At 41.0% G+C, this 20,277-nt stretch carries 26 protein-coding genes and 1 pseudogene; 4 read left to right on the top strand and 23 right to left on the bottom strand.

Features of this window, described 5'->3' with window-relative positions; all coding sequences use genetic code 11:
* Window positions 1-370 precede the first annotated feature (370 nt).
* On the bottom strand, window positions 371-754 hold the full coding sequence (locus tag ACIPUA_RS06905; RefSeq protein ID WP_449059483.1) for a hypothetical protein: 384 nt from the start codon (window positions 752-754) through the stop codon (window positions 371-373).
* A gap of 263 nt (window positions 755-1,017) precedes the next feature.
* Here ACIPUA_RS06905 and ACIPUA_RS06900 point away from each other — a divergent pair, with 263 nt between their 5' ends.
* A complete protein-coding gene (locus ACIPUA_RS06900; RefSeq protein ID WP_449059482.1) occupies window positions 1,018-1,728 on the top strand; it encodes a hypothetical protein in 711 nt (236 codons plus the stop codon).
* A gap of 247 nt (window positions 1,729-1,975) precedes the next feature.
* On the opposite strand, the gene ACIPUA_RS06895 is transcribed toward ACIPUA_RS06900, so the two are convergent.
* The 22 genes from ACIPUA_RS06895 to ACIPUA_RS06790 all read right to left on the bottom strand — a co-directional run bounded on the left by ACIPUA_RS06895 (window position 1,976) and on the right by ACIPUA_RS06790 (window position 17,698).
* Window positions 1,976-5,308, bottom strand: a complete 3,333-nt coding sequence (locus tag ACIPUA_RS06895; RefSeq protein ID WP_449059481.1) for a hypothetical protein — start codon at window positions 5,306-5,308, stop codon at window positions 1,976-1,978.
* Window positions 5,309-5,319: 11 nt separating this feature from the next.
* Window positions 5,320-5,661 (bottom strand): hypothetical protein, encoded by a 342-nt coding sequence (locus ACIPUA_RS06890; protein WP_232368793.1) that lies wholly within the window; start codon window positions 5,659-5,661, stop codon window positions 5,320-5,322.
* The gene (locus ACIPUA_RS06885) at window positions 5,661-5,834 is read right to left on the bottom strand and encodes a 3-hydroxybutyryl-CoA dehydrogenase (protein WP_080641485.1); all 174 of its coding nucleotides are present in this window, start codon (window positions 5,832-5,834) and stop codon (window positions 5,661-5,663) included. Before ACIPUA_RS06885 ends, ACIPUA_RS06890 begins: the two co-directional genes overlap by 1 nt.
* Before the next feature lie 183 nt (window positions 5,835-6,017).
* Window positions 6,018-6,533, bottom strand: a complete 516-nt coding sequence (locus ACIPUA_RS06880) for a hypothetical protein (RefSeq protein WP_449059480.1) — start codon at window positions 6,531-6,533, stop codon at window positions 6,018-6,020.
* A 74-nt stretch (window positions 6,534-6,607) separates the two neighbouring features.
* Entirely contained in the window at window positions 6,608-7,006 is a 399-nt protein-coding gene (locus tag ACIPUA_RS06875; protein WP_449059479.1) for a ProQ/FINO family protein, read from the bottom strand.
* A gap of 460 nt (window positions 7,007-7,466) precedes the next feature.
* On the bottom strand, window positions 7,467-9,869 hold the full coding sequence (locus ACIPUA_RS06870; protein ID WP_449059478.1) for a primase-like DNA-binding domain-containing protein: 2,403 nt from the start codon (window positions 9,867-9,869) through the stop codon (window positions 7,467-7,469).
* Window positions 9,869-10,210, bottom strand: a complete 342-nt coding sequence (locus ACIPUA_RS06865) for a hypothetical protein (RefSeq protein ID WP_449059477.1) — start codon at window positions 10,208-10,210, stop codon at window positions 9,869-9,871. The genes ACIPUA_RS06870 and ACIPUA_RS06865 overlap by 1 nt, the downstream gene beginning before the upstream one ends.
* 14 nt (window positions 10,211-10,224) lie before the next feature.
* Window positions 10,225-10,821: a hypothetical protein gene (locus ACIPUA_RS06860; protein WP_449059476.1), complete on the bottom strand. Its 597-nt coding sequence runs from the start codon at window positions 10,819-10,821 to the stop codon at window positions 10,225-10,227.
* Window positions 10,818-11,039, bottom strand: coding sequence for a hypothetical protein (locus ACIPUA_RS06855; RefSeq protein WP_275075467.1), 222 nt, complete (start codon window positions 11,037-11,039; stop codon window positions 10,818-10,820). Before ACIPUA_RS06855 ends, ACIPUA_RS06860 begins: the two co-directional genes overlap by 4 nt.
* Complete coding sequence (locus ACIPUA_RS06850; protein ID WP_449059475.1) at window positions 11,039-11,242, bottom strand: hypothetical protein; 204 nt, start codon at window positions 11,240-11,242, stop codon at window positions 11,039-11,041. The genes ACIPUA_RS06855 and ACIPUA_RS06850 overlap by 1 nt, the downstream gene beginning before the upstream one ends.
* A complete protein-coding gene (locus ACIPUA_RS06845) occupies window positions 11,242-11,415 on the bottom strand; it encodes a hypothetical protein (protein ID WP_165880165.1) in 174 nt (57 codons plus the stop codon). The genes ACIPUA_RS06850 and ACIPUA_RS06845 overlap by 1 nt, the downstream gene beginning before the upstream one ends.
* Window positions 11,412-11,993 (bottom strand): ORF6N domain-containing protein, encoded by a 582-nt coding sequence (locus ACIPUA_RS06840; RefSeq protein ID WP_449059474.1) that lies wholly within the window; start codon window positions 11,991-11,993, stop codon window positions 11,412-11,414. Before ACIPUA_RS06840 ends, ACIPUA_RS06845 begins: the two co-directional genes overlap by 4 nt.
* Window positions 11,990-12,199: a hypothetical protein gene (locus tag ACIPUA_RS06835; RefSeq protein ID WP_449059473.1), complete on the bottom strand. Its 210-nt coding sequence runs from the start codon at window positions 12,197-12,199 to the stop codon at window positions 11,990-11,992. The genes ACIPUA_RS06840 and ACIPUA_RS06835 overlap by 4 nt, the downstream gene beginning before the upstream one ends.
* Complete coding sequence (locus ACIPUA_RS06830; RefSeq protein WP_449059472.1) at window positions 12,196-12,375, bottom strand: hypothetical protein; 180 nt, start codon at window positions 12,373-12,375, stop codon at window positions 12,196-12,198. Before ACIPUA_RS06830 ends, ACIPUA_RS06835 begins: the two co-directional genes overlap by 4 nt.
* Window positions 12,372-12,533 carry a hypothetical protein gene (locus tag ACIPUA_RS06825; protein ID WP_004255433.1) on the bottom strand — a complete coding sequence of 54 codons (162 nt, stop codon included), beginning with the start codon at window positions 12,531-12,533 and terminating at the stop codon, window positions 12,372-12,374. The genes ACIPUA_RS06830 and ACIPUA_RS06825 overlap by 4 nt, the downstream gene beginning before the upstream one ends.
* Window positions 12,530-12,721 (bottom strand): hypothetical protein, encoded by a 192-nt coding sequence (locus tag ACIPUA_RS06820; protein WP_211888250.1) that lies wholly within the window; start codon window positions 12,719-12,721, stop codon window positions 12,530-12,532. Before ACIPUA_RS06820 ends, ACIPUA_RS06825 begins: the two co-directional genes overlap by 4 nt.
* A 2-nt stretch (window positions 12,722-12,723) precedes the next feature.
* Window positions 12,724-12,897, bottom strand: coding sequence for a DUF4222 domain-containing protein (locus ACIPUA_RS06815; protein ID WP_004265088.1), 174 nt, complete (start codon window positions 12,895-12,897; stop codon window positions 12,724-12,726).
* Window positions 12,890-13,939, bottom strand: coding sequence for a host cell division inhibitor Icd-like protein (locus tag ACIPUA_RS06810; RefSeq protein WP_449059471.1), 1,050 nt, complete (start codon window positions 13,937-13,939; stop codon window positions 12,890-12,892). Before ACIPUA_RS06810 ends, ACIPUA_RS06815 begins: the two co-directional genes overlap by 8 nt.
* Window positions 13,936-14,739 (bottom strand): antA/AntB antirepressor family protein, encoded by an 804-nt coding sequence (locus ACIPUA_RS06805; protein WP_449059470.1) that lies wholly within the window; start codon window positions 14,737-14,739, stop codon window positions 13,936-13,938. The genes ACIPUA_RS06810 and ACIPUA_RS06805 overlap by 4 nt, the downstream gene beginning before the upstream one ends.
* Before the next feature lie 15 nt (window positions 14,740-14,754).
* Window positions 14,755-15,147: a hypothetical protein gene (locus tag ACIPUA_RS06800; RefSeq protein WP_449059469.1), complete on the bottom strand. Its 393-nt coding sequence runs from the start codon at window positions 15,145-15,147 to the stop codon at window positions 14,755-14,757.
* Window positions 15,147-15,344, bottom strand: coding sequence for a helix-turn-helix transcriptional regulator (locus ACIPUA_RS06795; RefSeq protein ID WP_163837073.1), 198 nt, complete (start codon window positions 15,342-15,344; stop codon window positions 15,147-15,149). Before ACIPUA_RS06795 ends, ACIPUA_RS06800 begins: the two co-directional genes overlap by 1 nt.
* Window positions 15,345-16,486: 1,142 nt before the next feature.
* A complete protein-coding gene (locus tag ACIPUA_RS06790) occupies window positions 16,487-17,698 on the bottom strand; it encodes a tyrosine-type recombinase/integrase (RefSeq protein WP_449059468.1) in 1,212 nt (403 codons plus the stop codon).
* 339 nt (window positions 17,699-18,037) lie between these two features.
* On the opposite strand from ACIPUA_RS06790, the pseudogene ACIPUA_RS06785 reads away from it, so the two are divergent.
* The 3 genes and pseudogenes from ACIPUA_RS06785 to istB all read left to right on the top strand — a co-directional run.
* Window positions 18,038-18,319 (top strand): annotated as a pseudogene (locus ACIPUA_RS06785) (Arm DNA-binding domain-containing protein); the annotation flags it as partial.
* A 92-nt stretch (window positions 18,320-18,411) separates the two neighbouring features.
* Entirely contained in the window at window positions 18,412-19,434 is a 1,023-nt protein-coding gene (gene istA / locus ACIPUA_RS06780) for an IS21 family transposase (RefSeq protein ID WP_316928257.1), read from the top strand.
* Complete coding sequence (istB, locus tag ACIPUA_RS06775; protein ID WP_040133147.1) at window positions 19,431-20,207, top strand: IS21-like element helper ATPase IstB; 777 nt, start codon at window positions 19,431-19,433, stop codon at window positions 20,205-20,207. Before istA ends, istB begins: the two co-directional genes overlap by 4 nt.
* The last annotated feature ends 70 nt before the right edge of the window (window positions 20,208-20,277 follow it).

Raw genomic sequence — 20,277 nt, 5'->3', positions numbered from 1 at the left:
TTCATAGAGCGGGAGTATTACCTATTGTGATGATCTCTATATTGAATACACGACCCACACTTGCGTAATCCTGCAACTTCGTTTAGACGGGCAAAGATGTATAAAATGCCCGTTCTCATTTGAGAAGAAAATTTCAGTAATAGGATCGTTATTCTCCTTTATCGGGATTTAATAAATACCAAATAATAGTAAGAATAATAGTCGATGGCACTAAGAAATACTGAACTTTGACACCTACATAACTTAAGGTAAAAAAGCAAATAAGCATCACAACCCAAAAAAGAAATGCTAGCCAACCAAAAAAAAGAAATGCTAGCCAACCAAAAAAATTAGTTAATGATTTCCTTAATTCATACATAAATAAAATTCCTTATAAATATTCTTGCATTAATTGCTTAGCTTTTTCAGAGCCTGATGTTTTATTACACCAATTCTCATAGAATCCATCATAATTCGGGTCAACAACCTTTAGTTTATTGTCACCTACTTGGTAAAAGTATTTATTGTCATCACTCGGTACAGCAAGATAACTTCCCGACCTTTTCAAAAACTTGATTCTCCCTATAGTGCTATCACCGTCATGGGGAGAATTTAAATATTCCCCACCAATGTATTGATTATTGTTATCTTTAACTAAAACTATATGATCAAATTTAGAACATGAATAAACTCCACTTAAGTCTGTATTGTTTTCACCACACGCAACTAACATTAATGTTGTCAGTAATACAGCCAATCTCTTTATTTTTAGCATAAAAGCACCTAATCACACGATACGCCATTAGTATTTATACCCTACACGCTTGGATATTTTAGGGGTAGTGTATCTGAAAAATGTTAGGATTTGTTAGGATTAATGCGTGAGATTTCGTGAGTTGGTATTCACTGAAATACGTTATCAATTGTTATCATCCTAACGTTTACAATTGCTAATGCTTTCCTTGTCAAAACTTATTACTTATCCTTAGAATTTCACTAATAACATTTTTAGAGTTTAGATAAATTGGGGATATAGTAGTGATAAAATACTGGGAAAGCATGGGAATAACCCAAGAAGAATTTAATGATTTAAAACATAAACTTAAATCAACCATGAAATACTCCGCAGAGAAAACAACTAGAATTACTCATGCCGATGAAGATGGTTTTTTTACTAAATTTATGGGGAGACTTGGAAAAATAGAATTTGGAAATGGGTACTTTCTAGATTTTCAGGATTCAAAAACCACATCAAAAGGAAAAGGTAGTGCAGAAAAAAAATATGGCTGTGATTTTGGATTACGTGTGGATTTTGGAGATGATACTAAAAAAACAGTATTTTCAAAAGCCATTATAGGACAAGCAAAAAACTTCCCTATAGGTTCTCTGAAAGGTCATAAAAAAGAAAACGAACGCCTCATCCGTCAGTGTAAATCCATGGCTAATGTCACCGCTAACTATATTGTTACATTTAGACCACTTCAGGATGGAAATATACCTTTGATACACTTGGGAAATACAGAAACTAAACTTTATTCAGCGCGCGGCATTTCATTTGATGAGTATATACTCACACAAGTTTTGCCATGCCATCATGGTGAGATTAATAAAAAAATTATTGACTACATGGTTTCATCAACCCATGCAGGGTGGAAAGAATATATTGATATATTCTCAATAAACACTAACCTTCCTAGGCCTAATCCTGAACTTTCTAAGAAACCAAAACCCTCATATAAGCCCAAATAATAACGGTAATTACTAATAAGGGGGGAGGCCTCCTTATTTACATAGAAAGCATTTAGTTAGTTTCAGTTTGGCTATATTTTAAATATTCATCACATTATGTTTAATGCATACAATTAGAATATCTATTCATCTTCCAGTTTTATTATTTTTACAGCGATCTAAAATTCTTATTATGATGTACATGAATCATTCCTAATCTTTCTAGAAATTATAAAAGTTAAGGGCGATTTCTCGCCCATGCTAACTTTTATAACCTAGGTCCTGCTGTTGTATTTTCTATTACGGCCCGATGTATGTTCCCTTTTTCTCTTAGGTCCGTTATCACTATTCTTGCTACATCCTCACCAGTAAGCCCTTTTTCCATTCTTGGTTCAATGGCGGCATTTGCCACATGGTTTTCAATTATCACTTGAAGAGAAGCACCACCACTACCAGTACCCAATAAATCTTTATTCTGTATTGCACGCTCATTATTCTTATGGTTCAGATACTGCTTACCTGTAGGCGCTTTGGGTATCATTGCCGCGCCAGTTACTTCATCATAACTGAACACTCTCCCGTTATTGCCTGGTATGCCGATAAGTTTATTCCCTATTTGCATTAGCTCAGGTAGGTTCTTTTCACCAAGTTCATAAGCTGAGCCACCTTTTACGGGTCCACCGTTATATCTCGCACCGGCTAACCCGATAGAGAGAGCTTGACCAGATAGCATTGATGTTTGAAATGCGGTTAATCCTGTCGCTGAAGCTGCTCCACCAGTGGCAATTGATGCTGCTATTGCTGCAGGGGTCCATGCGGCTAATGCTGCCGCCCCACTTGCTTTGGCTGCTAAAGCATTGGCAACTTGAGAGGCTTTACCGATAGTCTGATCTATGATGAAGTTCTTCAGCATCTCAACGCCAACCTGCACGATTGAGTTAACGACGCTATTTAGAATCGTATTACCCAATGAGCGCATAGCATCAGCCGCCGACATAGTACCCGTCATTAACCCAGTAATAACGTTTGAAGCATTACCCGCCAGAGAATCAACCGCTGAAGCCAACATTTCATAGCCTAGGTTCTGCTGTCTCATTAGCTCCCATTGTGCCGCTAACTGCTGCTGTTGATATTGCTTATCCATAGCTGTGATTAACAGGTGATATTGCATATCGGTTGCAGATTTAGCCGCTGTGTACTGCTCATGGGTCATTTGCTGCTTGGCATATGAATCATCCAGAAGCTTCTGCTCCTGATCGTAATACTCTTTCATCATTGCGAGCTTACGAGTGTTTTCATTGGCTAATGCTTGGATTGGGTCGAACTTAGCGCGATTTTCACCAATATCTGTGATGATATTGTTTGAGGTTGTTTCTATGCGAATATCAGACATTCCCTGCTCAAATGCCTGAGTTGCTTCTCGGCCTAATCGCGTAAATGTTTCTTTATCGATGAATCCCTCGTCAAACATACGACGAATAGTTTTAGCTTCCTCGCCGAACTCACGGGCTAGCTTTAATTCTGGTGTGGCTTCTTGCGCTTGGATGAAATCATTGACCTTTTGAGTAAGGTCATATATTTCAGCGGCTTCCTTAGCTACAGCATCTTTTTGGTCTTTAGTGGCTTTCTCGCCTAGCTTCTGGACGGCTTCAAACATCGCCATGTCTCTATTGGCATCAGCTACACCAGTGCTAAGTAATTCAAACCTTTTATTAAGTGCTGCGACTTCATTTTGTTGGCGTTTAAGCTCCTCCGCCGCTTTATCTTTTTTGCTACCGCTGCCTTTCTTGTTGCTATCTGATATTTGTTTTTGAAGTCTATGTTTTTCCTTTAAGCCGTCAATTAATCTATTTAGTAAGTCTGGATCATCCACACCCGCTCTAGCCATTTGAGTGACCGCTCGATATTCAATAGCTGTATCAATGCCTTCTTCCATTTCAAGCTTCAAACCCTGAACATCCTCTTCAATAGCCTGAATCATTAACTCAAAGTTATTAATTCTCCCTGTTTCAAGTGTGTTCATTAGATTTGAGATTTGAATTTCGGCTTCATCACCTGAAATGCCAGCATTTTCAAGGCTAATCTTTAATGCCTCTACTTCCATTTCCATTTTTGCTAACGCTGGAGAACCTAACTCCATTGTTTTTGCGAGTAGCTTATTAGATTCAATAGCACCTTTAGCAGCATCGTTAAAGATGTTCATTGCGTCTACTTGCTCACTCTCTATACCTTTTTTATCTTTTACTGTCTGATTAGACTTCCTCTGCTGCGCTTCTTGCTCTCTAATTCGTTTTGTCCCTTCCTCTATTAATAAATTGTATTTACCTAATTCATTAGTAGCCCATTCTATTGACTTTCGTATGTTAAAAGTGGGTTCTTTATCTTTCATGGCCTCAAGGCCAGCCTCTAGCTTTTTAGCCTGTTCAACGCTTTTTGCTAATTCTTCTTTTGTTTTGCCAATCCTGATACCAAGCTCTCTAGAAACTACTTCCGCTTGTTTAGATGTGAGCGTGTCAATCTTAGTGATCATCTCATCGATTTTAGCGTTGTACTCTTTTATTGCCGTGTCATCAGTCATTGCCTCATAGAGAGCGTAAACTCCTGCGGCTGCCAAAAGGAATAAACCAGTAGGCCCACCAAGCAAAGCCATTACACCACGCAAGCCATTCATCGCTATAGCTTGTGCTTTGGTTGCCGCTGTCGCTTTTGCGCTAGCTGTAGCAACTGCTTCATTGGCGGTTGCCAGTGTCGCCTTAGCTTTCTGTTCAAGCGCTGTAGCGGCTGTTACTTTTGCGCTAGCCGCTATTTCTGCCTCCTTAGCTTTTTGTAAGGCTAATGAAGCTGCTGCTTGTTCTTTATCGATCTGATTCCCGATGGCTTGCATTTTCTTTTCTGTAGCCATCATTTTATTTCTTGCAGTAACTACCGCTTGATAGTTTTCTGCTTTAGGTGCTATTTGGTATGTTGCCTCGGCATCTTTTAATAATTCTCTTTGAATTTTAACTTGTTGCTGTAACTGCCCATATTGTTTTTCCAATGAAACAGTTAAGCTGTCCGCTGCTGCTACTTTTTGTTTAGCCGCTTCAATTGCTGATTGTGCTGCCGCCTTTTCTTCTTTGGCATTTAATACCATTTGTGCCGCTGATGCCTGATAGGTTTCAGCTTGTTTCTTATTGGCTTCAGCGTTCGCTAATTCCGCCTGTGTCGCTTCTAAGGCTGCTTTAGTATGATTGATTAGTGATGCCGTAGCGCTACCTACATTACCAATATATCCAGCGCTTAATTGGCTTGATACGGTGCTAAGTACACCTGTAAATTTATTATGTGACTGCATGGCCTTATCTGTTGCGATGGAGTTAGCCCCCATCTTCCCTGATAATTGAGCCATATCTCTGGATAGCCTATTTAGCTCGGGCATTTTTAATGAGTTAGATACTGCCATTGCTGCTTTATCTAATCGGGCAATCCCCTTGCTGGCCCCATCAAATCCTTTCTCAAGCTTGGTTAGCTCTTTTTCTACAGCCTTTCCACCACCGACCAACCCCTCAATATTCATATCTACATCATAATGAATACCACCTACACTTTGACTATCAGCCATATCATCACCTATTAATTACAATTCGTTTTATTGGATAAAATATTTCGTGCTTTTAACGCCTTCGTATTTAAAAAATTAATCACGTTATAAGCACGCTCTGTTAGTGAGTAAGGCTTTGTTGAAAGGTTAATTAGTGGTGACAACAAATTAAACGCCTTGCCTTCAACGTCAATTTGCTCCCCATCCGTTTTAACGATATACACCGCATTATCAAACAGCCCTGCCGCCAGCAATTCAGGGATCACCTCGCCTGTAATGCCGTTATACGTCACTAATGTTGTTCCTGTTTCCGCTTTTAGCCCATCAACATAAATCTGAGCTATGGTGCTTGCTAACTGCTGTAACTTTTCCATTAAAACCCCTCACGCTGTAAGGCATCACTCAATAGACCTTGAATTAATTGGCCAATAGGCGCTCGTTGAATGAAAACATCTTTTTCACCCTGTTTTTCTTTAAATTTTTTAACACGGTCTACTATGTCGCTTTCAATTGACACTGCCTTGAAGGTTCTTTTTTGCTTATCCATGATTATTTATCCACCCTGTCGTTATATACACTACAATTATAATCCAGAGCAAAAAATAAACAATGATATATTGCTATAAATGATTATAAATATAGAAATATTTTCTACTTAAATTGGCTTTAATGGAATTAAGACAACAAAAAACCGACTCAAGGTCGGCTTTTGTTTTTCTATTTTAAATGATTATTTTTGAGGTGTTATGTACAGGCCTTGTATAAATACGGTGTCATTTTTACCATCCCCCATATATAGATTTACTATATGCCCATCTTTACTAAACTTGGCGGCAAATTCAGCGCAGCCAGTTCTTTGTAAGCACCCAAACAAATTAGAGGCATCATCTAATCTTTTTATATTTTGTATCGGGGGGCCATATATTGCTGTCAAACTGGCGATCTCTCGTTCATATTCATTTAGTGCCTGTTCTTCGCTGGTATTCATTATTTTAAGCGTATTTGTATAAAGTATTTCAACTAGCTTTGATTCGTTATTAAACATTAGCACGGCGTGTCCGCGAGTGTGGTCTGCCATTTCTTCAACATTACATGTTGTCTCTCCGTAGCATATTATTCCATCTAAGTTTAACTTTTGGATATCCTCCACTGACTGCCCCCACTTAAATCCGTAGGGTGCTGGCGGACTGTTATCACATCCCGATAGAAACAAAGCCAATAGAGCCGTTATCATGATTTTTTTCATTTGGTGATCCCTTTAGTTGATAAGGCTAATTATACATAACCGCCTCGGCTTATGCTTTGGCGGTTGTTACCTTGCTATTTTTTAGCCCATTCCGCCAGCCTTTTCTCTGCTATAGCTTGCTGTTCTGGTGTAATTTCTCCATTAGGCTGCCCGAACATATCAAACCGATCGCCGCCCAGAGTAAGGGCTTTCAAATAAGCCTTGCGGCTGATGTATGACCGTAATCCCTGTTTAATGTGGCTCTCTGGGATATCCAGCCCTTTATCTTTAACCTCAGCAATCATAGCTTCCTTAATGCCAATCATTAGCGGCTTGGCTTCTGGCTCACTGAATAGTGTCCAGTGCTGCGCTATACGGTCGATGCGGTGTTGTTTCTTCTTCGCGTGAACATCTGCCTTATTTTTCTTCTTCGGTTGCTGTGGGGCTTCCTGTGGCGTTTTATGCTTCATCGTTAATGTTGTTCTCTGCTCCATGATTACAGCCTCTCTGATATTGTCGATTCTAAGCGTTCGAGTTCAGTAGCTACACTTCGCAGCTCTCGAATTAATAAAAAAGCGATTGCTTCCTCGCTACTCAGGCCTTCAGCTTTCAAGCCAGCCAGTGAAGTCATGTAATTTTGTTTCGCTATTTCCGATTGATTTGTCATTTTCTATGCTCTTAATTATTTTTCGTTGCATGGTGTGAAAAGTTTTATGCGCTAACTGTTCATGTGTTCATAAAAAGTTATTTTCCATATATAACAATCAATTAAATATGAACACTTCAATGAACACCTATGAAGACTTATGTAGAGTCTACATACCAACAATGAACACTCATGAACACTTAATGAATACTTAAATTTCAAGTGTTCATAAATTACTTATTGATATTTATACCTATTTTTCACTTATGAACACTATGAACAGTTTTACTTAAAACTTTACTTTTACGTTATTTTGTCGGTACTCGTGGTAGCCAGTCCTCGGCTTCCAATTCGTTTAATTCGAGGTTTGTTCTGACCCCCTGAGTAAAGCGATCTTTAATGTATTTTTTTCCTAACTCTTTGAGCGCACCGTCGATAGAACGCCCAAAGGTTGTGAGTGTTAATGGGTTCCTGTTGCCGTTCCCTTGCATATAGGCCATATAAGCATGATAAAGATACTTTCTTGGTGCAGGTGGTGAGATATTCGCATTCCCCATAAACATGCCTTCAACCCTTTCGAGTGCGACAAGATAGGCGCAAAAATCAATTAATGAGTCAGTTTCACGCTTCACATCAACCGCCTCACCAGAGCCTCTTTGTTCAATCAGTAATTTGTTGGCCGTATCAGGGTTTGGAAACTCGCGCAGCAAGTCACGGATAATGACAGGAATTTCCGCCTGTATCTTTTCTGGCAGGTTCTTATCTTTTTTATCCTCGCTCACCGTTTCATTGAAATGGAAAATAACCCGTCGACGACCAACACCATTGCTACGCTCAGTAAATTGCATGGGTCTATTGCCCGTCATGAATACAACGGATTTCATCACCATAGAAAATTGTTTTTCATATTTGGGGTCAATACCAACTGGATCACCGCCTGTAATCGCCTTTAACCCTGCGCCATCCCCAACGTATTTAGGCTGGTCTGGGAGTAAAATCAGTTTTTTACCCACAAATTGCGCTCTGCCTCTCGCGTCGTCCAAGGCCTTTAAATCACCGCTTGATGTGTTGTGTTTCCCTGCTAACAACTCAGCGATATGTGCGAATACGCTTTTACCACTGCCGCCTACGCCTGTTGCCTCAATAAACAATTGCCAGTCATGACGATTAGCAAACACCATATACAATCCAGCCTTGATGCGTCTTGCTTTTGCCTCATCTCCGCCCGATACATGAGATAACCACGCGGTAAAGTTTGGCGCATTATCTTTCAGGTTTTCACCTGCTGCGGGTTCGGTATAGGTGATCCCATTTTGATGTAATAACCAATCGTTAGAATTGTGAGGTCTAAATTCATGGGTTTTCGTGTTCAATACGCCATTAGTAAAGCCGATTAAATCAATATCAGACTCCCCCATTGGTTCAGCAATGACTTTCAATACATCAATAACGCCAGTGATCCGCCTCATGCTAAAGTGGGTTTCATTCTCAATAAAAAAGTCAGCCATTTCGCGGGAAAGCTCACTATCTTTAATTGGCTCCCACATCACCCCGCTATAGGTGTATACCGTCAATGACTCTGTATTAACGGCTAATTGTCCGTATCGCTCAATCAGCAACATAGCCAATTGATTCGGGGCTAATTTGGCAATATCCGTATCGGTATCAATGCCGCGCTTTTTCTTTTTAGCCTTAGTGGTATTAATGATGACAGTGTTTGCTTCCTGCATGGCGTTAACCCCCTCATTAAATGTCTGTCTTGCTGCCTCAATACCGTGTGATAGGCGGTAATCATCCCAATCAGCTTTATCATCAGTAGGTGGCAAAACAGCAATACCATTAACCGCTTTTGCTGCCTTCTCAGCCGCCAGCTTTCCTGCGTTTGATTGGTTGGGCTTAATATCGTTGTCACCTGCAATGATAATCTGGCTATCTGGGTACTTTGTCCGCATCACCTTAGCCACATGAGTTAAGTTACCCGCATCAATTGCCGCTACTGTGTGCGCTTCTGGCTGGATTAATTGGCACGTCATGGCGGTTGCTAATCCCTCAGCGATAATCACCGTAGAAACGTTTACAGGCTCATTGATAGGGTAATAGCTGCCATTCTTTGCACTATCGAGTAAGTGCCGTTTCTCGCCATTGGGTTTAATGGTTTGTGCGGCTGTGATTGTGCCGTCAGCGTCCATCAATGGAATAATTAGCGATCCATCGGTTAACAGGGTCACGGTGGTACTATCAAAGCCTTTCGCTTTCAGGTACTCAGATTCGCCCTGTTTAGCATTGGCAATAGTGCGACTGTATCGCGCTGTAAAGCGTTTATGTTTCTCTATCTGCTCGTTAGCTTGGTTCTGGGCTTGCTGCGCTTTCAATACGTCCTGTTGTGCTTTTACCTCATGGCTACGGTAGGCTGGTGGATTATCTGAACGGGTATCAATACCAATCATGCCAGCCACCTCATACGCTGCTTCGGTCACGCTGCCACCCAGAACACGCTGAACTAAATCCAACCCATCACCAGAACCGCACTGATTACAAATAAACGTGCCGTTGTCGCCTTTGTTATCAAATCTAAAACGGTCTTTACCACCACAAGCAGGGCAAGCCGTGTGCGTGTTTAGGGGCACTTCAGCCCCAAGGTTAAATAATATGTTTTGCCATTGGCCGCTGGCTTTCTGCTTCACCTCACGGATAACATCAATTGGTTTCATTAAAACGCCCCCTTATCGGCTAAAGAGTCGCTCATGTCATTAATCATGCTTTGCCAAACCTCGCGCCCGTACCCCGTGATATAGCCATTAATCACGCACTGATCCATTAAACTAATGGCTGTTGTTTCCCACATAGGAACAGACTGTTTAAGTGCCTCCAGCAAATAACTATCAACGAGCATTCGAATACCTTTCACACCGTCAATAATGGCAACCTCAATGGCCTTGTTGCCTACATTCATCGGAAACCAATCACCGCCATTATGTGTGGTTACATCGTGATAAATAGCGGCTGCGTAGCTATTTGCCAGTGAATTAACTTTAAAATTCTTCGTTATCATGTCATTACGTCCTTTTAATGAATGGTTACGGTGTTGCTAAACTCACCATCTTTTATCGCCCGAATGAGATCATCGTGAAGAATAGATAATCCCTCGCGCCCTCGGTCTGATAGTCGGCAACCTTGTTTAGGCTCAAGATTGATAAAATCCCTATACATTCTTATGGCCATAGCAGGGGCATATCCTGATTCGTAATGCTCGTAAGCTGCGCTCTCAACATGGTTTGCTAATAACATACGTTCGCTTGCTGCATAGACAGTTAAGGCTGCGTGTTCATTGCGGTACACTGCTGCGGTAATCTTTCCGCCTTTCCCGTTATCGGTTTGATGAAATCCGTTGTTGTCGGCCTGTTCCATGACAAACGAAGCAGCAACAATCCAACGCCAGAGAATGACGTTTTGCTCAATAGTGGATTTAAAAAAGCCTTCAACATCACCTTTGCTAATGGCTAAAACCAACTCAAAACCCATTGATAAATCACCGTCAAAGCTACCGTCGTTTAATGCCTCTAATGCCTTGGTATAACTTATAGCCTCTTGGTTAGCTGCGTCAGTAATGAGAATTACACCGTGTTCGCTGTGCTCGAATGCGTTAATGTTTGTAATATTCATCGGTTCGCCTCCACTACCGCTAACTTATAAGCTCGCAACACATGCGAGGATTTACCTGTAATAACTGTTTTAATCACTAAGCCGCGCTTTGTGCTGGCTGTTACATGGGTTTTGAGCAGTACAGCATCCACAACCCGACGATGTTTTTTATATTGAAATAGATTGCTGGTTACGGTGATTTTGGCGACTGCGCCACTGTCAAAATAATTGAGTTTCATTATTTGCCCTCTGCCGCCTCGTTCATTTCATCCCTAATCGAATAAACAACAATCAACACCGCCCAGATCATGTTTCTGGTTTCGTCGCATTCCTCTGCGTCCAGCCACGTAGAAAGTAAGGTGATTAGCATTAATACTTTTAATACTTTTGATTGGTGCGGCTCTAGTAATCTTTCTACTTCGCGTTTTTGTTCCTGTTTCATCACTTCACCTCACGCACATAGTTAATTCGGATACTGGTTAAACCGTCACGTTGCGCTTCTCGCATCACTTGCGATTGAGCGTCTTTCTGGGTGGCTGATATCACACGCTTGCTAATACCTAGCGTTAACCCTTTCGGAGTTGTGCCATACCCTGCAATTTGAAACGTTCTCATGAGCGATAATCCCCCATATCCTGAATGTGTAGCTGTGAGGCTTGCTCAATAGCCATTACCATTGGTTTAAGTGCTTTCTTCTCCTTGCGACGTAGGTTCATGGCATAACTACCGCGCCTACCGTGACCTTGATAAGAGTCAGCTTCTAAACTGCTAATCAAGTTCTGAGCCTCACCAATTGGCATGGCCTCAAGTTCCGCCAGCGTGGGGATTTGAATATGTTTAATTTCGGGAAACTCAGACAGACGAAAGTAGCTGTTAACCATTGAACGCTGAACCTGCCACGACAAATCATCGGTAAATGGCTTAACCAACATGAGATAACCAGATTCAGCCAACACCATTATTTCTGGTGTGTACTTGGTGATATTTTCATCAAGGTATGGACGTAATACGTCCTGACCTAACAAAAAGTAATCAACTCCATCAATAAAATGGCGTTTATGCTTGGTGAATGTGCGCCTTGCTGTACCTTTCGGGCGTTGGTGTACCTTGTCAATCATGGCAAAGGTAACTACTCGCTTACCTTGATACATAAATGGGCTTAGGCTGGTGGCGTTGATAGTGACCTGTCTCATTTCATCACCTCCGCTAACCGAGTAATTTCTTTACCTTGAGCATTTACAAGGCGATTAACTGCTCTCAGTAGAAAATGTGTATCCGTATCAGCCTCATTCTCTACAGCCGTTAACAGTGGGATTAGTAACGCTTGGAGCTCCTCGTTGATATGCTCGACTTCTTCCAAGGTAGCTAAGTGACCAACTTTTAATTTGACCGTTTTCATTTGGTGGCCTCCTCGAGCGATTCCCGAATCTCAGCGCTTAAATCACAAGCAATAGTTATTAGGTCTACTAATTCAGTCGGGCATTTCCCGTTAGCCTTTTCCAGTATGGCCATAACTAATGAATGGGCTTGTTGTGCCTTGTATGCTGCTACATCTAAAGAAATTGGCTTACTCATGCTTCCCCCTCAGATACGGCTTCCTCTGCTGTCTTGCTGATAATTTCAATTAGCTGAATTTTGAGTTCTGCTTCATCACGTTGATTTGATAAAGACAAAGCGGCTTCGGCTAGGCGTTGAATTTTGTTCAATGCGTCAGATAAGCGTGAAATGCTCATACTTCCCCCTCCTGCGTTGATGCTTCAATCAGGAATGCCGCCACATCACCTGATAACTTCGCCATGAGCGACGATATCGCGCCTATATCAGACGGTGTAAAGTTGCGAGGATAGTTAGGAAGCATCAGGGTAATCAGCTCTAATTGATGCGCCTTTTCAGCCGCTTGATGAATAGTGATATCCGCCATAATTAAGCCCTCCCTGCATAGGTGTATTCGTTGCTGAACTGGCTTAATGGAACAATGACAGGACTATCAAAGCCGTCTCGCTGAAAGGTCACACGGTTGAATTGAACCGATAGAACCTTGACGGTTTCGCCATTGTTTTTGTGGGTGTAGAAATCATTAGGCTGAGGGTTACGCATGATGTTTACCTCCAATAGCAGGTAAGCGACCAGCGAATGACAGAATATAATCACGTACAAGCATCAGTCTTGCATCGTGTTCGCTCGATGCTGTAACAGCAATGCGACAAGGTTTAGCGGTAGTATCTGAGCGTTTAATACTCAAAAACAGAAATTTGAATTGAGTTTGGGTAGGGGTTGCCATCATAACGATGATCTCCAGTAACTTAACTAAGGAGTCATCACCAGAGGTGCAAATCTCTATAGGGGTGATGACGTTGGCAAGGTTTGCACTACTGGAGTTACTGGAATCCAGCCAGCCCGAAAGCTGCCTCACCAACGCCACCATTGAATAAGAGCGATATAATACCGCATTTAATAGGTGTGCGTAGGCATTGACACAAAAAAAGACGCAAGGCGCGTCATGTGTCGCCAGTAACTGATTCAGGGTGCAAATCCTGACACTAGATTTTGCTAGTGAGTTTTTACTATAGCCAACAATTACCCATAAGCGCAAGTGATGTATTGCACATTTTACAAAGCTGCCCTTTTTTATGGACTGACAAAACTCAATTCGTTCCTTTTTTATGGACTGACAAAACTCAATTATTTTGCCTTTTATGGACTCGCAAAACTCAATTTTCCCATTTTTTGAGATGAACGAATTCAAATAGCGGGATTTCCCGACTTTAGAGAGGTGAGAAAAACCACCTTTAGCTAATGGTGTAAATTCTCCACGTTTTAGGTTCTCGCTGCTATCCCATCCTCCAATGGTGGTTAGGATTAATAGATTGGCAAAATGTTTTGCTGATTGACCTAGGAAATATTCCCCAGATTGATTGGCGTAAATTTTCGCGGATACATCGGCTAAAGTTTTAGCCGGTTGCTGAGCAAATAATTTTGCCGAGCACTGAGCCAAAATATTGACCGAGTGATCGGACGAAAGTTTGTCTGATTGGCTACCAGTAATACCGTAAGTTAAAGTTACAGAATTATTAAGGGCGCCCACTTTAACCGACTCCCCACCTGCCAGTAGGGAATCATTCTCTTGGTAGGCAATCATTGCGCCACCTCTACACGTTGCGCTAACCACTTCTGAGACAGCCCGATTAACTTGTCCTTGCGTGCGTGATAGTCCATGCCTAGCTCAATTAGCGTTGTATTCGTCTGCTCAAGGTATGAAAGGTGCTCTAATTGGGTTTCGCTCATAGCATCACGAGGATTACCAATAATGCCGTTCTGCTTCGCCCATGCCTTAGCCGTAAGCCCACCTAATACAATACGGTTCAGCATGTTTGACTCAGTCGTGTAATGGTGCGGGAGTGTGTTCTTACCTTGCTCCATACGTGCCAACTCTAACGCTGAACACATCGGCTTAAAGTAACTCGCCACTTTGAGGCGTGATTTAAGTTGATGGCGTAATTGCTTGGTGATAGTTGGCGCGACTTTGTGTAGTGCTTCCTCGCACTTGATGAAGTATTGACGGATTAAGCGGCCTTGTTCGGTACGCTCAACCATGCCAAGTTCTTTGGCCATATTGAAGGTGACTAGGTACTCGTGTTTGATTTGCTGTCTAGATTTTGCGCTACTCAAATTTGAGTTGCTCAAAGTTTCCACAACTAAATAATCCACCCCTTGGATAAATCCATATTCATTAATGCGACGCTTGATCCAATCGGTTAGTCGAGTATCTACCCCTAGAGCTTCATGTAATGAGTTGGCACTGACACAATTAATTACTTCCCCATTCAATTCATGATTAATAATAGGCAACATATCTGCGAAAGTTGTTTCGTTAATATCGTTTAACTTGATTTTAGGGTGAGCGAATCCCTGACCCATTACGGCCATTTTATTTTTCATATTATTATTTCCTTATTATTCGGTAGGGTACTGCGACAAAATTAATTCAGATTGTGATTTCGAAATACCTTCATATCCGCCAGCATTGGCACGTTGGTTGATGAGGTTAATTACCTTCAGCGCGTCTTTTTGGCTACGAATGCGATAACGATAATGTGATCCAATGCCGTCTGGGTTCGGTTCGTCAGTACGCTCTAAATTAATATCCAGCTTTCTTTCAAGTTCTGAAAAATAATTACGACCTGATGATAAGCGGCAATACTTTAAAATATCGTTTTCGGTAGAACCGTTATAGGCATATAAAAAATATTTCCATGCTTTGATTTTTTTCGGTGGATTCTTTGATAGAATAGATGCTGTCGCGTTATCCTGAGAAGCCACCTGTAGCGGGTGGTTTTTCTTTTCCATTAAGCCACCTCTCCAGTACGTGATTCAGCAATCTTATTTGCAATCCATTCATCTACTTCCGACTCAATAAAAGCAACAGAGCGAGTACCGATTTTTACTTGCTGTGGAAAGTCATTTTCTTTAATTAATCTATAAATCCATGCCTTGCTGTAACCTGTGCGTCGCAAAACCTCTGAAAGCCTAATCAGATTATTCATAGAATTTTCCTTAATGTGATATGAAAAGACATGCGAAAGCGCCCTATACATAAATGTATAAGGTAGATAACGCATATTATGGTTTATATTTTAGGGTGTTTTAGGGTGTTTTAGGGTGTTTTAGGGTGTTTTAGGGTGTTTTAGGGTAGCAACCATATTGTTTAATACGAAATATTATCAACAATAAGTTAACGTTGCGCACACGATGCATGTGCTATGTATGATTATAAAAGAGCAGAACTACAACTACACTCCACAAAGGCGGAGACTTAAATTTCAAAGAACAATTTACTAATTTGAATAGCTACAATTATATTATTCAATTTAGCTGATTGCTATTAACGACCTGAACTACATCCATTTAGTAAACAGCACAAAATCATTAAGTTGTTTACTAAAAGCTCCCGTTTGCAAGGAGCGCAGGTCATTTTTTAAAGAACAAGTAGCTATCCGTACAAATTTTGCTACAAATATTATTTATGTTGAGAAGTCATCAACATGCTAATGAGGTTAGCATTAGCCCCCTCAAGACAGCCTAAGGGGAAAATCCATATTTTAAAGAGCTGATAATCTAATATAAAGATTATCAATAAAACTTATATGCTCTGAGAAGTTCCTCTGAGCGTTCCTTATTTGTTACAAGCTGGTTCTACCACTAGTCAAACTAAAAAAACAGTATATCAAGCACTTCAAAAGCGCCACTGTGGCAGGTTGTCCCTGAGAATTTACTCTGGGCATACTCACATTTGTAAAAGAGCATTTAGTCACTTTGTCAGTGACTCCATTCTGATAGCTAATAACTGGTTGCTATCAATGTTGTTAAAGAACATATCGCGATTTTTTCAGCGCAGAGGTGTTAAAGAGCGAAGTCCACAATGATCTACTGCGGTACTACCAGGTATATTATACTGTAATAATAAACAGTCAAGCTTAAGAAACGAGCAAAGTTTATCACCACAATTTTACGTAGTCTGTTGACGTCTACTAAAGTATACTTTCATTAGATATTAAGATTTATCTTACTCCAATGTAGCCTAACTATTCTTACTGGTTTAAAAGTAAAATACTTATTTGGTTGTTACTTTAGGCACAAAAAAAACCAGACCTTTTATTGTCTGGTTATGTATGTAGTTGCTGGTGGATTAAGCACGTTTAAAATTGCCGTGTACAATGTTATCCCCGTTCTCTAATGCCCCCATGTAATCAGCGTACCATTGAAGCATTTCTCTACGGCCATCAATATACTGAGCATGGTTATACGTTCCACGAATAGAGTTCTTATCAACGTGTGCTAGCTGTGTCTCAATCCATGCGGTGTTATAGCCTTGTTCGTGTAGGATGGTGCTCATTGTGTGCCTGAATCCGTGACCTGTGGCTCTACCACTATAGCCCATGCGCCTAATCATCGTATTCAGTGCCATGTCTGATATATGTTTTCTATAATCAGTGCGGCTGGGGAATATGTATTGATAACTGCCACTGATTGGGTGTATCTGTTTCAGTAAATCAATAACCTGCTCTGATAACGGCACAATATGAGGTCGGCGCATCTTCATTTTTTCAGCCGGTATCTCCCACACTCCAGTATCAAAGTTAATCTCTGACCATTCCGCTTTTCTCAATTCGCCTGGTCGAACTCCAGTTAATATAAGCACCCGTAATGCCACTCTTACAATCTGGCTTCCCATGTACTTATCAATAGAAGAAAGAAACTCTGGTAGTTCACTTACTGAAAGATGGGCGTAGTGCTCACGCTTATGAGGAACAAAGGCACTGGCTAAATCTGGTGCAGGGTTATACTCAGCCCTACCAGTAATAATGGCGTACTTCCATACCTCGCCACAACGTTGGCGCACTTTCTTTAGCTTCTCGGTTGCTCCGCGCTTTTCCATAATAGAAAGCACTTCGAGTAGTTCCATTGGTTTGATTTCAGCAATCGGGCGATTACCTATATAAGGAAAGACGTCTTTCTCAAATGCGTCCATCATGTCATCGCGATAACCAACAGACCAGCGATCCTTTCTGCCCTCATACCATTCAAGAGCAATATTTTTAAAGGTGTTTACACTGTCAATTTTTGAGGCTTGCTTTTGTTCTTTTCGTTGTTGGTTTGGGTCAATTCCATCCGCCAGCAACCTCTTTGCATCATCACGCTTTCTTCTAGCATCAGCGAGTGTAACGGTTGGATAAATTCCAATAGCTAAAAGTTTCTCTTTTCCATCGATTCGGTATTTTAACCGCCAATACTTTCCGCCATTAGTTTTAACCAATAGATACAGTCCACCACCATCAGATAGTTTGTAGTCTTTTTCTTTAGGCTTACTGGAATCAATTTGCTTAACGGTTAGCTTCATTTGGGGGTACTCAAATCATGGGGTATAAATGTACCCCCATATGTACCACCTAAAGGGGGTAGTTTTCAATAGACGATAGTAGACGTTGGAATAATGGGATTTAGTTGGAATGCTTGATTTACTTGGGATTGAAAGACTTTAGAAGACGCTGCTAGAAGTGAAGATGGCGGAGGAGGAGTCCGCTTAATATAAATCCAACCCCATCCAGATCTATTCAATTAGTAACGGAATATCAATAGATTATTTAAATTTAAATCCAAACATGTATAATATTCTCCATACAAAGCCTAACAACAATGGCATACCAGATGGCATACTCAACCTTAGGATAAATTCACCATGGCTTTATTAACCAATACCAAAGCTAAGAATATACAACCTGGGGATAAACCATTACCTCATGGCGGTATCACGGGCCTCACTCTACATCCATCATCAACAAAAGGAAGAGGAAAGTGGGTACTTCGCTATATGAGCCCAGTAACACAAAAACGCCGAAATGCGGGTTTAGGTAGTTACCCAGAAATCACAATTTCAGAAGTGTCAAATATTGCTTCAATAATGAGAGAGCAAATAATCAAAGGTATTGATCCCCTTGAGTTCAAAAAATCAATTTCCGAGTGTTACTGGCAGTGTAAAAATGACCCCATATTGGCAATTGAATTTTGACCCCTGACGTAATATAGCGGTTTTACTTGTGAGGCCGCTTTTCAATGTTAACTCAGGAGAAGGTTGTGACAATAAAAGTTCTCAAACAACAGGGGAAGTCGATCAAAAGGATTGCTCGTGAAACAGGTCTAGCGCGTAATACGATTAAAAAGTATTTGCAACGTACTGATACTAAACCTGTTTATCAGCGTAAAACTCATCGTCCAAGCAAACTAGAGCCATTTAAAGACTATATTCAGTCTCGGATTGATGCGGCTCATCCTGATTGGATACCGGCATCCGTTCTTTATGAAGAAATTCTTGCTTTGGGATATCAAGGAAAACGTCGAATATTAAGTGGATATCTAGCGACTTTAAAACCTAAAGCATTGCCAGAACCTCTTGTACGATTTGAAACAAAGCCAGGAAAGCAGTTGCAAGTTGATTTTACCATTATTCGGCGAGGTAAACAGGCATTAAAGGCGTTTGTTGCAACGCTAGGTTACTCTCGAGCCAGTTATGTTCATTTTTATGACAATGAACGAACCGATGCATGGGTTGATGGATTAGTCCGTAGCTTCGAGTTTTTTGGCGGTGTTCCTCATGAGATTCTTTTTGATAACGCAAAGGCGATCATCCTTGAGCGTGATGCTTACCGAGTAGGAGAGCATCGTTGGAATCCTAAGCTTTTATCTCTTGCTCAGGATTATGGTTTTAACCTGACCGTTTGTCGCCCTTATCGAGCCAAAACAAAGGGGAAAGTTGAACGTTTTAACCGTTACCTAAAATCAAGCTTTGTTGTGCCATTACAAGCAACATTAAGGATGTCAGAGTTACAACTGGATGTCCAAACTGCAAATGGTTATGTCGGTTACTGGTTAACTCAAGTTGCCAATGCAAGAGTCCACGGTACGACAGGTGAAATACCGAACCAACGCTTAATCACAGAGCAGAATGCCTTACTGCCATTGCCGATAAAGTTTGGCAATATTGATAGCTATCAGAAGATAAAGATGACACCGATGCCATTTGAAAGCCTACAGCATCCGCTTAGCGTCTATGATCAACTGTTGCAGGGAACATTATGAATTTACAATCTGAACGTATTGCTGATGCTTGTCGCCAACTAGGACTCTACGCATTACCTGAAAGCTGGCCTAGGATTGCTGAAAAACACCTTGAACAAGAAGGGTCGTATGCTGACTTTATTGAAAAACTTCTGATTGAGGAAATCAATGCTAAGATGCAGCGTACTAAGGCGACACTCTTGCAGTTTGCAGGGTTACCTAACATCAAAACGCTTGAGGAATATGACTTTAACTTTGCGAGCGGTGTTCCTAAATCCCAACTAATTGAATTATCGGGTCTCAGTTTTATTGAACGTCATGAGAACGTTGTTATGCTGGGTCCGAGCGGTGTTGGAAAAACCCATTTAGCGATAGCTCTCGGCTATAAAGCGATTATGTCGAATATAAAAACGCGATTTATTACCGCAGCAGATTTAATGTTACAACTGGGAACCGCACATAATCAAGGTAAATTAAAATCCTACTTACAACGGGTTGTGATAAGTCCCAAGCTCCTAATTATTGATGAAATTGGTTATTTACCTTTTGGGCGAGAAGAAGCGAATCTCTTTTTCAACGTAATAGCCAAGCGGTACGAAAAAGGAAGTACGTTATTAACTAGTAATTTGCCCTTCAGTCAATGGGCAAGCGCATTTGCCCATGATACAACATTGACAGCTGCGATGTTAGATAGATTATTGCATCACTGTCATGTGATTCAAATTAGCGGTGAAAGTTATCGTTTAAAGGATAAGCGTAAAATAGGCATTGCGCCAATCGTGTCTGAAGTGTAGTCAATGGGGTCAATTGTAAATTGCCAACTGGAGCCTTAAAGGGGGCAAAATTAAACTGCCATTGACATCC

Source organism: Providencia sp. AGC89, from assembly GCF_053543535.1.
Note: the sequence above shows the minus strand (reverse complement) of the source record. Positions and strands in the feature narration are given on the sequence as shown.

What these genes read in the sequence shown, in the direction of transcription:
- ACIPUA_RS06820 (WP_211888250.1), bottom strand. Translation starts at nt 12,721, where the DNA reads ATGGCGGATATCACTATTCATCAAGCGGCTGAAAAGGCGCATCAATTA.
- ACIPUA_RS06845 (WP_165880165.1), bottom strand. Translation starts at nt 11,415, where the DNA reads ATGAGAACGTTTCAAATTGCAGGGTATGGCACAACTCCGAAAGGGTTA.
- ACIPUA_RS06840 (WP_449059474.1), bottom strand. Translation starts at nt 11,993, where the DNA reads ATGAGACAGGTCACTATCAACGCCACCAGCCTAAGCCCATTTATGTAT.
- ACIPUA_RS06825 (WP_004255433.1), bottom strand. Translation starts at nt 12,533, where the DNA reads ATGAGCATTTCACGCTTATCTGACGCATTGAACAAAATTCAACGCCTA.
- ACIPUA_RS06810 (WP_449059471.1), bottom strand. Translation starts at nt 13,939, where the DNA reads ATGATTGCCTACCAAGAGAATGATTCCCTACTGGCAGGTGGGGAGTCG.
- ACIPUA_RS06860 (WP_449059476.1), bottom strand. Translation starts at nt 10,821, where the DNA reads ATGAATATTACAAACATTAACGCATTCGAGCACAGCGAACACGGTGTA.
- ACIPUA_RS06805 (WP_449059470.1), bottom strand. Translation starts at nt 14,739, where the DNA reads ATGAAAAATAAAATGGCCGTAATGGGTCAGGGATTCGCTCACCCTAAA.
- ACIPUA_RS06905 (WP_449059483.1), bottom strand. Translation starts at nt 754, where the DNA reads ATGCTAAAAATAAAGAGATTGGCTGTATTACTGACAACATTAATGTTA.
- istA (WP_316928257.1), top strand. Translation starts at nt 18,412, where the DNA reads ATGTTAACTCAGGAGAAGGTTGTGACAATAAAAGTTCTCAAACAACAG.
- ACIPUA_RS06800 (WP_449059469.1), bottom strand. Translation starts at nt 15,147, where the DNA reads ATGGAAAAGAAAAACCACCCGCTACAGGTGGCTTCTCAGGATAACGCG.
- ACIPUA_RS06830 (WP_449059472.1), bottom strand. Translation starts at nt 12,375, where the DNA reads ATGAGTAAGCCAATTTCTTTAGATGTAGCAGCATACAAGGCACAACAA.
- ACIPUA_RS06880 (WP_449059480.1), bottom strand. Translation starts at nt 6,533, where the DNA reads ATGAAAAAAATCATGATAACGGCTCTATTGGCTTTGTTTCTATCGGGA.
- istB (WP_040133147.1), top strand. Translation starts at nt 19,431, where the DNA reads ATGAATTTACAATCTGAACGTATTGCTGATGCTTGTCGCCAACTAGGA.
- ACIPUA_RS06790 (WP_449059468.1), bottom strand. Translation starts at nt 17,698, where the DNA reads ATGAAGCTAACCGTTAAGCAAATTGATTCCAGTAAGCCTAAAGAAAAA.
- ACIPUA_RS06855 (WP_275075467.1), bottom strand. Translation starts at nt 11,039, where the DNA reads ATGAAACTCAATTATTTTGACAGTGGCGCAGTCGCCAAAATCACCGTA.
- ACIPUA_RS06890 (WP_232368793.1), bottom strand. Translation starts at nt 5,661, where the DNA reads ATGGAAAAGTTACAGCAGTTAGCAAGCACCATAGCTCAGATTTATGTT.
- ACIPUA_RS06875 (WP_449059479.1), bottom strand. Translation starts at nt 7,006, where the DNA reads ATGGAGCAGAGAACAACATTAACGATGAAGCATAAAACGCCACAGGAA.
- ACIPUA_RS06795 (WP_163837073.1), bottom strand. Translation starts at nt 15,344, where the DNA reads ATGAATAATCTGATTAGGCTTTCAGAGGTTTTGCGACGCACAGGTTAC.
- ACIPUA_RS06870 (WP_449059478.1), bottom strand. Translation starts at nt 9,869, where the DNA reads ATGAAACCAATTGATGTTATCCGTGAGGTGAAGCAGAAAGCCAGCGGC.
- ACIPUA_RS06835 (WP_449059473.1), bottom strand. Translation starts at nt 12,199, where the DNA reads ATGAAAACGGTCAAATTAAAAGTTGGTCACTTAGCTACCTTGGAAGAA.
- ACIPUA_RS06865 (WP_449059477.1), bottom strand. Translation starts at nt 10,210, where the DNA reads ATGATAACGAAGAATTTTAAAGTTAATTCACTGGCAAATAGCTACGCA.
- ACIPUA_RS06815 (WP_004265088.1), bottom strand. Translation starts at nt 12,897, where the DNA reads ATGCGTAACCCTCAGCCTAATGATTTCTACACCCACAAAAACAATGGC.
- ACIPUA_RS06895 (WP_449059481.1), bottom strand. Translation starts at nt 5,308, where the DNA reads ATGGCTGATAGTCAAAGTGTAGGTGGTATTCATTATGATGTAGATATG.
- ACIPUA_RS06885 (WP_080641485.1), bottom strand. Translation starts at nt 5,834, where the DNA reads ATGGATAAGCAAAAAAGAACCTTCAAGGCAGTGTCAATTGAAAGCGAC.
- ACIPUA_RS06850 (WP_449059475.1), bottom strand. Translation starts at nt 11,242, where the DNA reads ATGAAACAGGAACAAAAACGCGAAGTAGAAAGATTACTAGAGCCGCAC.